Here is a 14,303-nt window from a genome sequence, read left to right on the forward strand (position 1 = left end):
CCTTCTGGAACACGGGATCGAGACCCGGCCACGGATGGCCGGGTCGTCGGATTTCCAGTCAGACGGTCACTCGGCCCAGGCTTTCCAGTCGGCTTCGTGGGCGGCGATCCAGGCGGCGGCGACGTCTTCCGGCGTCTTGCCTTCGAGATCGATCTCGCCGCTCATCTTGTTGAGCTCGTCGGTGTCGACCGTGTAGTTTTTCGCGACCTTGTAGGCGACAGGCCATTTGTCCTTCATGCCGGCCCAGGAATATTTCCAGATCTCGCCATGCGGCTTGCCGCAGTCATATTTCGCGTCGGGGTTCACACCCCATTTCGGGTCGGTGTAGCACTCTGTCGTATAGTCGGGGAATTCGACCCATTCGCCCTTGTATTTGGCCGGCGCCCAATGCGGCGAATAGATCCACAGCATGATCGGCGCCTTGCGCTGATAGGCCGAGTCCAGTTCGGCGAACATCGCCGCATCGGTTCCGGCATGGATGACGGTGAAGGGCAGTTTCAGCGCCTCGACGCGTTCGTCGTCAAAACCTTCCCATGTCACCGGGCCGCCGAGATAGCGCCCCTTCGGTGTGGTTTCGGCCGTCGAAAAGGCCTCGGCGCATTTCGGATCTTTCAGCGCTTCCCAGTTCGGCAGGCCGGGGCATTTCTCTTTCATATATTCGGGAAACCACCATTCTTCCTTGGCCTTGGGTCCGAGCTTGCCGAGGCGTTCGGTCTGGCCCGTCGCGTCCGAGGCCTTCATCGCCTCGCCGGCCGTCGTGTCCCAGAATTCCAGGCCGACATCGATGTCGCCATTGGTCAGGCCGGTGGTCAGGCTGGAGAGATAGTCGGCGGTCGGATACTCGACGGTATAGCCGAGCTTTTCGAGGATGCCGCCGAGGATCTTGGCGTTCAGATTGACGCTGGTCCAATCGAACAGTGCGATCTTGATCGGGTCGTTGGATTCCGGCGCTGCCGCATAGGCCGAAGATGTCAGTGCGGCTGCGGCAAGTGTTAAGGCTCCCATTGAGAAATTCGAAATCATGCTCCGAAGTGACATGCTTGTTCTCCTGTCAAGCTCTGGTGGACGTTATCGTTAGTTCCCTTCTTGCGTCTTTTTTGATTGTGTTGGAACAGCTGGTCGTTGCGCAAGGCCGTAGGCGCCACAATGCTGCCGAAGCGGATGCCGGCGCAAAACGGGGGTGGTGCCCAAATTGGTGAAGATGTGGCGGGACCGGCCGCGTCATGACTGCCGAAGGATTGCTGCCAAGGCAGTCATCCACGGATCGATCGCCGGTCTTGAGGGGCAAACCATCAAAGTCCCATGATCTCGGCTGTTGGCTCGGCAACTCGCCCAGAGCCACTTTCATGGGATGAAATTATATATACCAACGTTCACGTCGCGCAACGATTAACGCCGGTGCCAATTTCACGGCCCGTCTTTTTACATGGACCCGCAGATCGGTTCGAAAAAAGCCAAGGTTGCCGGTCATCCCGTATGCGAGCCGCGAGGACAGGGTACCGATACAATGCAGCAGACCAAAATGCCTTACTTCTTCGCCAACCGCGGGATCGCCGCCGGCTTGTGACCTTTCAACACCAGATCATATCCGAGGCTTTCATGACCTCTTCCTTGAACAGACTGCGAATTGCCGTGCTCTTTGGCGGACGTTCCGCCGAACATGACGTTTCGGTGCTTTCAGCAACCAATGTCATGCGTGCGCTGCTGTCCGCCAAATACGATGCCCTCCCAATCTTCGTCACGAGCGAAGGACAGTGGCTGCTGAGCAGCTTCCAGGATGGTACGCTCGCAAAACCTGCGGCCGGCATGGAAGTTTGCCTGGTTCCGGGCGGGCGCGGACGGATGATGGCGATCCCGGCCGACGGCACGCCCTATGATCTGCCGAAGATCGACATCCTGTTTCCTGTCCTGCACGGCCCTCATGGCGAAGACGGCTCGGTACAGGGGGTGGCCGAGGTGGCTCGGGTGCCGCTCGCCGGCTGCGGCATCCTGGGTTCGGCAACCGCGCTGGACAAGGACATCGCCAAACGGCTCCTGGAAGCGGCGGGGCTGCCAATCGCGCGCTCAGTGACGATCCATGAAGGTGCGGCGCCCGCCCTCGCTGCACTGGAAAGCGAACTCGGCCTGCCGTTCTTCATCAAACCGGCGCGTCAGGGATCGTCTGTCGGCGTCGGAAAAGTCCATGCCAGCCAGGAATTCGATGGAGCGCTTGCTGAAGCCTTCCGGCACGATTGCAAGCTGTTGGCCGAGGAATTCATTCGTGGGCGCGAGATCGAATATAGCGTGTTGGAGGACCCGGCAGGCGACCTGTTCGTCTCGCGGCCAGGCGAGATCGTGCCGGCCGAAAGCCACGATTTCTACAGCTACGATGCCAAATACATCGACGAGAACGGCGCGGCACTTAAAGTGCCGGCCGAACTGCCGCCGGAGGTCGAGGCAGCCATGCGGGACGTGGCCGCAAGGGCTTTCAGAGCCGTCGGTTGTGACGGGATGGCGCGCGTCGACTTTTTCCTGACACCGGACATGCAATTCCTGGTCAATGAAATCAACACCATCCCCGGCTTCACCGATATCAGCATGTATTCCAAGGCAATGGCGGCGAGCGGCGTCAGCTATTCCGAAATCATCGACCGGCTCGTGGAGCATGGATTGGCACGGGCGGGCCGAGCAGCCTGAACGCAGCGAAGCGGCTTTCATATCCGGTCGATGGTACGTCGGCCCGCGCCGCTCACGACATGATCAGGCCGCCATCGACATTGATGGTCTGGCCGGTGATGTAGGCCGCATCGTCGCTGGCGAGAAAGCTGACCAGGCCGGAGACATCCTCGCCGCTGCCGGCGCGGCCCATCGGGATGTTCTTCACCCATTCGGCCATCAACTCGCCGGGCTTGTAGTCGCCCATCAACTTGCCCCATGCGGCGTCGTTATAGGCCCACATATCGGTGTCGATGATGCCGGGGCAGATCGCGTTGACGGTGATCTTCTCCTTGGCCACTTCCTTGGCCAGGCTCTGGGTGACGCCGACGACGCCGAATTTCGAGGCCGCATAATGCGGCGTGTAGATAAAGCCCTGCCGCGCCTGGCCGGATGCGGTGTTGATCAGCCGGCCGCCATCGCCATGCTTACGGATGCGCGCGATCGCCTCCTGGCAGCACAGGAACACGCCCTTGGTGTTGACCGCCATCACCTTGTCCCATTCGGCCTCGGTCATCGCCTCTATCCTGGCGATTGTGATGACACCGGCATTCTGTACGGAGATGTCGACGCGGCCGAACTGTTGCTCGGCCAAGTCATAGAGGGCGACGACCTCGTCCTTTTTGGTCACGTCCATGCGCAGCGATGCGACCCTGGCGCCCGCAGCCTTGAGATCGGCGGCGACCTCTTCGACGCGCGGGTCGATGGCGCTGACGACGACCGCGGCACCTTCCGCCGCGAAACGCCTGGCCATTGCCGCGCCAATGCCGCCGCTGGCGCCGGTGATGACCGCCGTTTTTCCGAGGAATCGCTTCTGCATCTTTTCTCCTACCAGCAGACGAAGCCGCCATCGACGATCAGGTCGATGCCGGTGACGAAACTCGAGGCGCGGCTGGCCAGGAACACGGTCGGGCCGACCATCTCTTCCGGCGCCGCCATGCGGCCCATCGGCGTGTCGCGCTCAAAGATCCTGACCTGGTCGGCGACCTCCGGCCGCTTGTTCATCGGCGTCAGCGTGTAGCCGGGGCTGACGACATTGACGCGCAGGCCGCGATCGGCCCATTCCATGGCGAGGCTCTTCGACATGTGGATCACCGCGGCCTTCGACGAATTGTAGTGCGCCTGGGTCAGGCCGCGATTGACGATCGAGCCCGACATCGACGCGATGTTGATGATCGAGCCCTTGCGCCGCGTCAGCATGGCGCGGGCCTCGGCCTGGCAGGACAGGAACACGCCGCTGACATTGACGTCATAGAGCTTCTGCCATTTCTCCAGCGACAGCGTCTCTGCCGGCTCAGCTCCGGCGACGCCGGCATTGTTGACGGCGATGGTCAACGCGCCGAGTTCCATCTCCGTACGCTCGATCGCGGCCGCGAGATCGGCCTCTGAAGTCACCGTGCCGGTCAGCACCAGCGCCTTGCGGCCGAGTGCGGTGATCCGGTGCGCGGTCTCCTCCAGCCCGCCTTTCGAGGCGTGGCCGAAGCAGGCGATGTCGGCGCCGGCCTCGGCCAGCCCAATGGCGATTGCCTGCCCGATGCCGCTGCCGGCGCCCGTCACAAGTGCCACGTCACCATGAAGGTCGAATAATTCCATCGTCGGTCCCTCTCCTCCAACCGCCGTCCTCCGGAAATAAAGGGGCGCCAACTCTGTTGCTGGCGCCCCGCGCGGTCTGGTGCCCGGGAGGATACCACCTGCTGCGCTTTGTTTCGATGGGCTGTTCCTAGCTCGTGGCGAGTTCCATCACGGCGATATTGCTTGCTTCGCTGCGGTCGAGAATGCCGCGTTGCCGGCCGCGGCTCAGCACAAGCACGCGATGCGACAGGCCGAGAACTTCCTCGAGGTCGGAGCTCACCACCACCACCGCCATGCCGGAGCGGGCAAGGTCGGCGATGACATCATAGATCGCGGCGCGTGCACCTACGTCGATGCCGCGCGTCGGCTCGTCCAGGATGAATACCTTGGGCGGGCGCGACACCCATTTGGCGATGATCACTTTCTGCTGGTTGCCGCCGGAGAGCTTGCTGACCGCCTGGTTCGGCCGGCCCTTGACGCCGAGCCGGCGAATGCCGGCCTCGGCGAATTTCTGCACCGCCTTCGGGAACACCCAGGCATTCGGCGCGACATGGTCGAAATTGCCGATCGCCAGGTTCTCGCCGATCGTCTGGTCGAGCACCACGCCCTGCGCCTTGCGGTCTTCCGGTACCAGGACGACGCCGGCCTTGATCGCCGCCGCCGGGCCATTGAGATGCACCGGCTTGCCGGCGACGCGCACCGATCCCGATGAGATCGGATCGGCACCGGCGATCGCCCGCACCAGCTCCGTGCGTCCGGCGCCGATCAGCCCGGCAATGCCGAGGATTTCGCCGGCCCGCACTGAAAAGCTGACATTTTGAAAGCTGCGTTCCGGCGAGGACAGGTTCTCGACCTCGAGCAGCGTGTCGTTGCCCGGCGCCGATACCGTAGGGAACATCCGCTCGACACTGCGGCCGACCATTTGCTCGACGACAGTGCGCACCGGAATGTCGGCGCGCTCGTGCCGGGCGACGATGCGCCCGTCGCGCATCACCACCACGCGATCGGCGATCTGGGCGATCTCGTCCAGCCGGTGGCTGATATAGATGAAGGACATGCCTTCCGCCTTGAGCTTGCGGATCTGCTGGAACAGGAGCTCCGTTTCCTCGCCGCCAAGGGCTGCCGTTGGTTCGTCGAAGATCAGGAGCTCGGCATTGAGCGTCAGCGCCTTGGCGATCTCGACCTGCTGCTGGGCGGCGATACGCAGCGTGCGCACCTTGCGCTCGGGCGAGACATCGAGGCCGAGGCGCTTCAATTGGGCCGATGCCCGTGCATTCATTGCCGCGCGGTCGATGCGGCCGCCACGCATCGGCAGGCGCCCGACATAGACGTTTTCGGCGACCGACAGATCGGGCAAGAGCTTCAGCTCCTGGTGGATCATGCCGATGCCGGCGTCGATCGCCGCGGCAGGATTGGCGGGGGAATAAGCGTTCCCCCGCCAGGTGATGGTGCCGGCATCGGGTTTCGTCGACCCGGCGATGATGTTCGAGACAGTCGACTTGCCGGCGCCGTTTTCGCCAAGCAGCGCCACGACCTCGCCCGGCCGCACCTCGAAGCTCGCATCGGCCAGGACCTGCACCGGCCCGTAGCTTTTGCAGAGGCCGCTGACGACGAGCCCGTTATGGGGGCTGTGCGTGTGGCGAGGATCGGTGGACATTGTTGTGCTCGTCGACTGCCGGACTGGTCTCAATCAGGGATGCTTGGCGATGAACTGCTCGACATTGTCCTTGGTGGTCAGCGTCGCATCCTGCAGCTGTTCGGCGGGAATGGTCTCGCCGGCCACCAGCTTGATTGCTGCATCGACGGCGAGCCGGCCCATGCCCTGGGTCTGCTGCGTCGCGGTCACGTCGAAGACGCCGTCCTTCAGAGCCTTGAGCGCCGCCACGTCGCCGTCGAAGCCGGCAACCCAGACCTTGTGGCCGGGATTGGCGACCTTGACCGCCTGCGCCGCACCGAGCGCCAGCGCGTCGGCCTGGCCGATGACGATCGACACGTCGGGGTGCGACTGCAACAAATCCTGCGTCAGCTTGAAGCCTTCGTCCTGGTGCCAGCCTTCGCTCCACAATTCTCCGACAACCTTGATGTCGGGATAGCCTTTCAGCGCTTCGCCGCAGCCCTTCGAGCGGTCGACTTCGGGCGTCGTGCCCTTCTGGCCGTGGATGATGATCAGCTCGCCCTTGCCGCCGGCCTGCTTGGCGATGTAGTCGCAAACCGCCTTGGCCGATGCCACGCTGTTGGTGGCGATGAAGGTATCGCCGGGCGCGCCATCGGCGTTGCGGTCGACATTGACGACTGGGATACCGGCAGCCTTGGCGGTCTTGGTCGGCACGGTGGCGGCGGTGGCGCCGGCTGGAATATAGATCAGCGCATCGATGTTCTGCGTGATCAGGTCCTGCACCTGGCTGACCTGGGTCGCCGAATCGCCCTTGGCGTCGACGGTAACGACCTCGATGCCCTTTTCCTTGCCGTAGGCTTCGACGGACTGCTTGATCTGGTTGAAGAAGTCGGCCTGCAGATTGGCGACGGCGAGCCCGAGCTTTTTGGCCTCCTTGGCCGAGGCCATGTCGGACAGGCCAAGCAGCGGGATGACGGCCGCGGCGGCAAGCAGCAATGAACGTTTGGTCAGCATGTTTATTCCTCCGTTGATGTTCAATCTGTCCTGCCCGCGCATCGCGGCGCCCCTTGGCCGAACAACTCCCAGTTTCGGATCACCGATCCGTTTTCGCCCGAATATCGGGGCGAATCTCATTGAGCCCAATTCTTCATTGTGGCCCATTCTTCATTGTGCTCGGCGCCGCCACGTGTCGGTGGCCACCGCCAGCGCGATCACCACGCCGATAACCACTTGCTGGATGAAGGGCGAGACACCGAGCAGGTTCAGCCCGTTGCGCAGCACGCCGATGATGAGGACGCCGATGGCTGTGCCGCCGATCGAACCGACGCCGCCCGACAGGCTGGCGCCGCCGATCACCACCGCCGCGATGGTGTCGAGTTCGTAGCCAAGGCCGGAGCTCGGCTGGACGGAATCGAGCCGGGCGGCAAGCACGATGCCGGCGAGACCGGCCAGCACGGCGCAGATCGCATAGACCCAGTTTGTCAGCGACTTGACTGGTATGCCGGACAGCCGGGCGACTTCGGCGCTGCCGCCGATTGCGTACAGGCTACGGCCGGTAGCGCGATAATTCAGGAAGATCGCGAAAATGACGGCAAGCACGATCATCAGCCCGACGGTGACCGAGAGGAATCCGAAATGGCGGATGATCGACAGGCTGGTGAACCAGTCGGGAAAGCCGACGATCTGCGAGCCGTCGGTAATCATGTTGGCAAGGCCGCGCGCCACCGACATCATCGCCAACGTGGCGATGAAGGGCGGCAGCTTGGTGACCGTCACCAGCAGGCCCGAAACCAGCCCGCAAAGGCCGGCGACGACGAGGGCTGCGGCGATGCCGGCCGGCAGGCCGAGATTGAGATAGTCCGGATGGGCGACGAAGCCCATCACCATGGAAGCCAGCGCCAGCACCGAGCCGACGGACAGGTCAATGCCGCCGATCAGGATGACCAGTGTCATGCCGATCGCCATGATGCCGAGCACAGTGACCTGGTCGAGCACGTTGAGGATGTTGCGGATGGTCAGGAAGGTGTCGGTGGTCAGCGAGAGCGCCAGGCACAGCAGAACCAGCCCGATCAGCGGACCCATGGTTCCGGCAAAGACGGCTGAAAACCTTGCGCCCGCCGTAGCCTGCGCGCCAGAGCCTGCCTTCAACTCGCCTGCCTTCAAATTGCTTGCGTCGTTGCTCACAGCCACTTTGTCTCCTCCACAGCAATCCGGCGCTGCATCACCGGGCCACTTTGTTCACCAGGCCCCTCCCTGTGAACAATTTATCTTTAACATGCAATTTTGTTCAGCTAAACTGTTCATCGGAAAATTGTCAAGGCCTGCCGCTTCATTCGACGACGGGTTTGCGCTGTCCGCCGGTTTGCCTTACGCAAGGTCTCGGAAATCTTGGGCATTTCGAAGTCGCCGGCTTGGAATATCATGAGCAGAGCCGGCGGCTGCGGCAAGGCAAACAGATGACGATCGTAGAGAACGAAAGAGCCTCGCGCTTCCCCGACGCCGAACTCAAGGCCCGCGCCGCCTGGCACTATTATGTCGAGGGTCTTACACAGGAGCGGATTTCCGAAATTCTCGGCGTCGGCCGCATCAAGGTGCATCGCATTCTCTCCGCCGCCCGCGAAGAGGGTGTCGTCCAGTTTCGCATCCGCGACAGCGTCGTCGAATGCGTGATTTTGGAGGAAAGCCTCAAGCAGCGGTTCGGGCTCAGCCAGGCTGTTGTGGTGCCGTCGGCGGCCGACCGAAGCAACGCGCCGCTGATGATCGGCCACGCCGCCGCCGCCTACCTGGCCGACCATGTGAATGCCGGCGATGTCATCGCACTGGGCTGGGGGCGGACACTGAAATTCGCCATCAATGAATTGCCGCGGCGGCCCATCGCCAGGACGACGGTGGTTTCGATGCTTGGCGGCCTCACCCATGCCCAGCCGCTCAACCCGACAGAAAGCGCCTGGGATTTCGCCGAAAAGATCGGTGCGGAGTGCTTCCTGCTGCCGGTGCCGGTCTATGCCGACAGGCCGGAGCAGCGCGACGCTTTCATGAGCCAGCGCAGCGTTCAGGACGTCGTCTTCCGTGCACGCCGGGCAAACATCGCCGTGCTCAGCGTCGGCTCGTTTTCCAACGACAGCCCGATCGCCAATTACGGCTTCATCAAGCCAAGCGAACTCGAGGAATTGCAGGCGGCCGGTGCCGTCGGCGATATTCTGTGTCATTTCATCGACGCCGAGGGCCGCCCGGTCGACCACGAGGTCAACCGCCGCGTCTGCGCCTATCCGCTGCAGGATCTGTCGGATATCCCGAGCATCATCCTGGTGTCGGGCGGCAGCGAGAAGGTAGCGGTAATGCGGGCTGCGCTCGCCAACACCAAGGTATCGGTTCTGATCACCGACGAAGACGCGGCAAAGGGGCTGCTCAACCGCTAGATTTCGCCGAGAGCGCTGAGGCGGGTGTGGATATCGCGCGTCGCCTGGTAAAGGTCGCGGTAGATTTCCTTGCGGCTGCGATAGGCGGCGACAAGTCCGTCGACCGGATCGACATGCCTGGTGGGAGCGGCAGCCATTACCTCTGCTGCGGCTTCCGGCGAGGCAAACCAGCCGACAGCCGCTGCCGCCAGCATGGCAGCGCCGAGTGCGGCGGCTTCGTTGACCGGCGAAACCGAGAGCGGCCGCTCGAGCACGCTTGCCGTGATCTGCATTAGCAGCGCGCAATTGGTGCCGCCGCCGGCGGCAATCATCGCCGCCGGTCCGCCGGCCTGGGCTTCCATGGCCTCGGTGGCGACGGCCTGCTCGAAGGCGATGCCTTCCAGGACAGCGCGGAAGAGATGCTCCGGCCGGTGATCGAGCGACAGGCCGACAATGGCGCCGCGCGCCGCACCGTCCCAATACGGGCTCATGACGCCGGCCCAATAGGGCATGATGAGCAGGCCCTCGCTGCCCGCGGCAACATCCAGCGCCACTTTCTCCAGCGCTGCCGCCGAGGGCGAACCGGTGGTTCGCACGATCCAGTCGACCAGCTGCATGCCCGAGCGCAGCACGGTCTCCAGCATGAAACCGGAGCCGGTCGGCGAGACCAGCGTGCGAAAGGCGTCCGAGGTTTTCACCTTGCCGGAATAGCAGCCGCTGACCACGCCGGAGCCGAGCGAGAGATAGCTCTTGCCCTCGCCGTAGACGCCCATGCCGAGGCCCATCGCCTGGCCGTCCCCAGCGCCGGCAACGACCGGCGTGCCGGCCCTCAGGCCGGTCAGCTGCGCTATGCTTGCGGAAAGACTGCCGCAGACCACGCCCGGCGCGACCAGCTCGGGCAATTGCTCCAGTTGCAGCCCCGCCGCCGCAACGAGCTCTGGACGCCAAGTGCCTTTCTCGACGTCGAGCAGCCCGAGCGGATCCGCACTTGCGGTGCTGGTGACCAATCGCCCGGTCAGCCGCTGGACGAAGAAACCGTGCACGTCGACCAGTGCCGCTGCCTGGCGAAGCACTTGCGGCTGGTGCTCGGCAAGCCAGGCAATGGCGTAGAGCGCCGGCGTCGGGTCCGGCGGCTTGCCGCTCCAGTCGCGGATCGCCTCGCGGCCGAGTTCGGCCGAAAGCCTGATAACCTGCGGCCGGGCGCGTTCGTCGAGCCACAGGATCGCCGGCATGAGTGCTTTGCCGGCGCTGTCCACCAGCGTGAAGGTCTCTCGCTGGTGAGCGATGCAGATCGCCGCCACCCGCGTAGCGCCGACCGCCTCGGTGACCTGCTTCAATGCGCCAAGCAGCGCCGTCCACCACTGTTCGGCGTCCTGCTCGAAATGGCCGGGCTTCGGATTTGAAAGCGGGTACGGCTCGCGCGCCTGGAACAGCTCCTCGCCGTCGCGCGCGAAGGCAATCGCCTTCACGGCCGTGGTCGAGGCGTCGATCCCGATTACGACATCGTCCATCAGGCGGAGATCCGGCGGGGTCAGGCTGCGTTTGTAACGAACCGTCCGTCCGACTGGTCGAGACGGCGGCGGATCTGGGTTATCACCATCGAATCGTCGGGTACACAATTTTCATAGGTCAGGAAGTCGCCGGTCTTGAGCGGGTTGACCACCTTGGCGCGTTCGGCAAGGCCGAGCGGCAGGGCGCCGCGGGCGCGCGCATCCCCCCAGGTCATGGCGAAGCCGCGGTAGTCATTCTCGCCGATCATGCCGAGCGACTGGCCAACGCCAAGATCGCTCTTGGCGACCGCCACCGCCTCGGCCACAGGATGGTCGAGCGGCTCCATGTCGGCCCGCTTGTAGACCACCGCGCGCGCCGCCGACAGCGGCACTTCCAGGCTGGTCAGATGATAGGGCCGGAAGATCGTGAAATAGGGGCCTTTGCCGACCTTGAGGTCGATCATGCGCTCCAGCACACGCGGATGCCGGGTCTCGATGATGCAGAACACGCCGGGCGCCACACCCTTGCCGATCGAGTAATCGACCACGCCCTTGCGATGCAGCACGCCGCCATCCTCGCGCGGGCAAAGCACGCTGGCCAACTCCTCCAGCGTCGCGGTCGGGCCGTGCATGCCCGGCACATCGGGCACTAGGCCGGTCGCATTGGCGATCGCCACCATCTCGATCGCCGTCTTCGAGCCGTCGACGAATTCGACCAGCATGCGCGCATTCATGTTGCGCTCGGCCGCCTCCTTCTCGTAGTCGGCCGGCATGGCGTCGATCTTCAGCGGATTGTTCTTGCCCTTGCCGGCGGCGATGATGTTGAAGCCGAGGCTCTTGGCAAAGCCGATGATCTCCAGCGTGCAGGCCGGCTCGTCGCCGGCCGCACCGGTATAGACGACGCCAGCCTTGCGCGCTTCTTCCTTGAGGAAGCGGCCGATGGTGATGTCGGCCTCGACATTGAGCATGACGATGTGCTTGCCGTTCTTCATCACTTCCAGCGCGAACAGCGTGCCGATATTGGGATTGCCCGTCGCGTCGATGATGACGTCGATCCGGCCGGCCGCCGCCAGCGCATGCAAATCTTCGGTCACCGCGATCTTGCCGGCCTCGATGGCGCGGTCGATCGCGGCCGCATTGCCGGCCTGGACGATGTCGGAACGGTCATGGCCAGCGAGCAGCGCCGCGTCGATCGCTGCCTGCGGCCTGACTTCGGAAATGGCGCCGATCCGCATGCCCGGCATCAGCGCGACCTGGACGACGATGTCGGTGCCCATCTGTCCGGCGCCGGCAAGCCCGATGGTGATCGGCCCCTGCTGTTCAGCGCGCTGCAGAAGTTCCGCTGCAAATTGCGGATGGGACATGTCGCTTCCTCCAGTTCCTGACGCGCCGCAGCGTCCAAATCAACGTTTTGAACATTTCTATTTGCAAATGAAAAATATTTCAACCGGCAATTGGGCATTGTCGCTCTGCAATCGGCCGAAGACGATTGGATGAGCGGTCAATCCACACGGCCGTGCCTCCGCCGTCAGAAGGACGCGGCATATTCAGGTTGATTGGGTGCAGCCTTATTGCAGCTCAGCTGCCGATTTCGAAGAAGGGCGCACCAAGCAGGCCGGGAACGACATCGATGCCGAGGCCCGGCCCGTCCGGAATGCCCATGCGGCTGCCCGAAACCGGCGGCATGTTGGATGCGGTGCGCACTGTCACCCATTCGTGGAAGGCAATGGCGTGCAGCCGGCGCTCCTCCGGCGTCGACAGCGACAGATGCGCCATCGCCGATGTGTCGATCTCGGCGCCGCCAGTGTCTTCGACCGTGATCATGAAGCCGAGGTCGACGGCAAGGTCGCGGATCTGGCGCGTTTTGGTAACGCCGCCGAGGCGCGAGATCTTCAGCGTCAGCCCGTCGGCGGCGCCCTTGCGGTGGATGTCGAGCATATCGTCCAGCGACGCGACGGATTCATCGAGCACCATCGGCTTGTCGAGCGAGCGGCGCACCGACAGGCATTCGTCGATGGTCGTGCAGGGCTGCTCGAACGTGTAGTCGATGGTGCGCGTCGCATCCACGAACTGGCGCGCCTCGTAAGGGGTCCAGCCGGCATTGGCGTCGCAGAAGATGACGGTGCCCTTCGGCACCGCGGCGGCAACGGCTGTGACGCGTTCGATGTCGTCATGGACGTTGCCGCCGACCTTGACCTGCAGCCGGTGAAATCCTTTCCCGACGATGTGCTTGGCGAGCGCGGCCATCGCGTCGACCGTGCCGTGGGTGACGACCTTGTAGAGTTCGGCCGTCTCGCTTTCGCGCCCACCGAGCAGGGTGACCAGCGGCACGTCGGCGGCGCGCGCCGCGAGATCCGAGCATGCCATGTCGAGCGCCGACTTGATGTAGGGATGGCCCTTGAACACGGTATCCATCAGCCTGTTGATACTGGCTAGCCCGCGTGGGTCATGGCCAATGAGATGCGGCGCGATCTCGACGACACCGGCGCGAGTACCCGCAGCGAAGGCAGGCGAATAGAAGTTGCCAAGCGGCGCCATCTCGCCCCAGCCGGTGAGGCCGCTATCGGCGGTGACGGCGACGATCACCGCGTCGAACGCATCGGCGACGCGCCCCTTGGACATACGATAAGGCCCGTCAACGAAGGGCTGCGGGACATGGTAGGCTTTGATGGTTTTGATCTGCACGTTTTCTGTCCGTTGTCTGTGTTCCGGGATGTCCGTCAAATTTGTCGGGCTCAGCCACCTTTAGGTCGGCCGGCACGATCGGCGCCGGCGCCCTTTGAGCCGCGCTGTTCCAGCCCGCGCGCATAGGCGAGCAGTTCTTCGAAATCCAGGTCGATATGGTCCTTGGCGTGGCGCTGTGCGGCGCGCATGTCGCTGCCCTTGAGCAGCCGTACATAGGTCTCGTGAGCATCTACGGCAGGCACCGGCTCGTTGCGCGCCCGCTGGTGCAGCGCGAAATACATCTGCAGCCGGCTGGTCAGCCGTTGCCACGTTTCAAGCAGCACCGAATTGTCGGCCCATTCGTGGATCAGGCCATGCAGTTGCAGCGCTGTTTCGATCTGCCGCGTCGTGTCCAGGTCACGCGTCGCCTGCTTCACCGCCGCATGGCGCCGGTCAAGCTCGTCGAAGAAGCGCTGGTCGCGAAGCGGCCAGGTCCGCTCGATGGCGAACTCGTCGAGCACCTTGTTGAGCGAATAGGCGTCGTCGATGTCCTTGGCGGTGACGTTGATGACGAAGGTTCCGGCGTAGGGGATGCTGGTCAGGATGCCTTCCTGCACCAGCTCGCGCATTGCCTCGCGCAGCGGCGCGCGGCTCACCCGCATCTGCTCGGAAATCCTGAGTTCGTTGAGCTTCTGTCCCGGTTCCAGCCGGCCGGTCAGGATCGCCCGCCGGAGCAGCCCCACGATCTCGGCCCTGCGTGTCGTATCCGCGATCGGACTGAAATCCAGCTTTGCCATTCGGCTGCTCCAGGGAACCGAAAGCAAGACAAGCAGATTGTCGACAATCTAACAAGAGCTGGATTCGCGATCC

At 63.6% G+C, this 14,303-nt stretch carries 12 protein-coding genes; 2 read left to right on the forward strand and 10 right to left on the reverse strand.

Translation table 11 applies throughout. From position 1 onward, the window contains the following. Window positions 1-66: 66 nt before the first annotated feature. Window positions 67-1,038 carry an ABC transporter substrate-binding protein gene (locus tag X773_RS40890; protein ID WP_031211023.1) on the reverse strand — a complete coding sequence of 324 codons (972 nt, stop codon included), beginning with the start codon at window positions 1,036-1,038 and terminating at the stop codon, window positions 67-69. Between the two features lie 561 nt (window positions 1,039-1,599). Between X773_RS40890 and X773_RS40895 the strand changes: the two genes are divergently transcribed. Continuing rightward, window positions 1,600-2,676 carry a D-alanine--D-alanine ligase family protein gene (locus X773_RS40895; RefSeq protein WP_031211024.1) on the forward strand — a complete coding sequence of 359 codons (1,077 nt, stop codon included), beginning with the start codon at window positions 1,600-1,602 and terminating at the stop codon, window positions 2,674-2,676. 52 nt (window positions 2,677-2,728) lie between these two features. On the opposite strand, the gene X773_RS40900 is transcribed toward X773_RS40895, so the two are convergent. From X773_RS40900 to X773_RS40920, 5 genes are all read right to left on the reverse strand, one after another. After that, a complete protein-coding gene (locus tag X773_RS40900) occupies window positions 2,729-3,514 on the reverse strand; it encodes an SDR family oxidoreductase (protein WP_023674023.1) in 786 nt (261 codons plus the stop codon). A gap of 8 nt (window positions 3,515-3,522) precedes the next feature. Continuing rightward, complete coding sequence (locus tag X773_RS40905; RefSeq protein WP_023674024.1) at window positions 3,523-4,287, reverse strand: SDR family oxidoreductase; 765 nt, start codon at window positions 4,285-4,287, stop codon at window positions 3,523-3,525. Window positions 4,288-4,414: 127 nt separating this feature from the next. After that, complete coding sequence (locus X773_RS40910) at window positions 4,415-5,923, reverse strand: sugar ABC transporter ATP-binding protein (RefSeq protein WP_023674025.1); 1,509 nt, start codon at window positions 5,921-5,923, stop codon at window positions 4,415-4,417. 33 nt (window positions 5,924-5,956) lie between these two features. Next, window positions 5,957-6,895, reverse strand: a complete 939-nt coding sequence (locus X773_RS40915; protein ID WP_023674026.1) for a sugar ABC transporter substrate-binding protein — start codon at window positions 6,893-6,895, stop codon at window positions 5,957-5,959. Between the two features lie 150 nt (window positions 6,896-7,045). Then, a complete protein-coding gene (locus X773_RS40920; RefSeq protein WP_031211025.1) occupies window positions 7,046-8,071 on the reverse strand; it encodes an ABC transporter permease in 1,026 nt (341 codons plus the stop codon). A gap of 266 nt (window positions 8,072-8,337) precedes the next feature. On the opposite strand from X773_RS40920, the gene X773_RS40925 reads away from it, so the two are divergent. Continuing rightward, window positions 8,338-9,300 (forward strand): sugar-binding transcriptional regulator, encoded by a 963-nt coding sequence (locus X773_RS40925; protein ID WP_031211026.1) that lies wholly within the window; start codon window positions 8,338-8,340, stop codon window positions 9,298-9,300. Here X773_RS40925 and X773_RS40930 read toward each other — a convergent pair. The 4 genes from X773_RS40930 to X773_RS40945 all read right to left on the reverse strand — a co-directional run bounded on the left by X773_RS40930 (window position 9,297) and on the right by X773_RS40945 (window position 14,230). After that, the gene (locus X773_RS40930; protein ID WP_023674029.1) at window positions 9,297-10,790 is read right to left on the reverse strand and encodes an FGGY family carbohydrate kinase; all 1,494 of its coding nucleotides are present in this window, start codon (window positions 10,788-10,790) and stop codon (window positions 9,297-9,299) included. The genes X773_RS40925 and X773_RS40930 overlap by 4 nt on opposite strands. A gap of 20 nt (window positions 10,791-10,810) precedes the next feature. After that, the gene (locus tag X773_RS40935) at window positions 10,811-12,133 is read right to left on the reverse strand and encodes a homoserine dehydrogenase (protein WP_023674030.1); all 1,323 of its coding nucleotides are present in this window, start codon (window positions 12,131-12,133) and stop codon (window positions 10,811-10,813) included. Window positions 12,134-12,347: 214 nt separating this feature from the next. Then, on the reverse strand, window positions 12,348-13,454 hold the full coding sequence (locus tag X773_RS40940) for a mandelate racemase/muconate lactonizing enzyme family protein (protein ID WP_023674031.1): 1,107 nt from the start codon (window positions 13,452-13,454) through the stop codon (window positions 12,348-12,350). Between the two features lie 50 nt (window positions 13,455-13,504). Then, on the reverse strand, window positions 13,505-14,230 hold the full coding sequence (locus X773_RS40945; RefSeq protein ID WP_023674032.1) for a GntR family transcriptional regulator: 726 nt from the start codon (window positions 14,228-14,230) through the stop codon (window positions 13,505-13,507). Window positions 14,231-14,303 lie beyond the last annotated feature (73 nt).

This window comes from Mesorhizobium sp. LSJC280B00 (assembly GCF_000502835.1).
Lineage (GTDB): Bacteria > Pseudomonadota > Alphaproteobacteria > Rhizobiales > Rhizobiaceae > Mesorhizobium.

What these genes read in the sequence shown, in the direction of transcription:
- X773_RS40890 (WP_031211023.1), bottom strand. Translation starts at nt 1,038, where the DNA reads ATGTCACTTCGGAGCATGATTTCGAATTTCTCAATGGGAGCCTTAACA.
- X773_RS40895 (WP_031211024.1), top strand. Translation starts at nt 1,600, where the DNA reads ATGACCTCTTCCTTGAACAGACTGCGAATTGCCGTGCTCTTTGGCGGA.
- X773_RS40900 (WP_023674023.1), bottom strand. Translation starts at nt 3,514, where the DNA reads ATGCAGAAGCGATTCCTCGGAAAAACGGCGGTCATCACCGGCGCCAGC.
- X773_RS40905 (WP_023674024.1), bottom strand. Translation starts at nt 4,287, where the DNA reads ATGGAATTATTCGACCTTCATGGTGACGTGGCACTTGTGACGGGCGCC.
- X773_RS40910 (WP_023674025.1), bottom strand. Translation starts at nt 5,923, where the DNA reads ATGTCCACCGATCCTCGCCACACGCACAGCCCCCATAACGGGCTCGTC.
- X773_RS40915 (WP_023674026.1), bottom strand. Translation starts at nt 6,895, where the DNA reads ATGCTGACCAAACGTTCATTGCTGCTTGCCGCCGCGGCCGTCATCCCG.
- X773_RS40925 (WP_031211026.1), top strand. Translation starts at nt 8,338, where the DNA reads ATGACGATCGTAGAGAACGAAAGAGCCTCGCGCTTCCCCGACGCCGAA.
- X773_RS40930 (WP_023674029.1), bottom strand. Translation starts at nt 10,790, where the DNA reads ATGGACGATGTCGTAATCGGGATCGACGCCTCGACCACGGCCGTGAAG.
- X773_RS40935 (WP_023674030.1), bottom strand. Translation starts at nt 12,133, where the DNA reads ATGTCCCATCCGCAATTTGCAGCGGAACTTCTGCAGCGCGCTGAACAG.
- X773_RS40945 (WP_023674032.1), bottom strand. Translation starts at nt 14,230, where the DNA reads ATGGCAAAGCTGGATTTCAGTCCGATCGCGGATACGACACGCAGGGCC.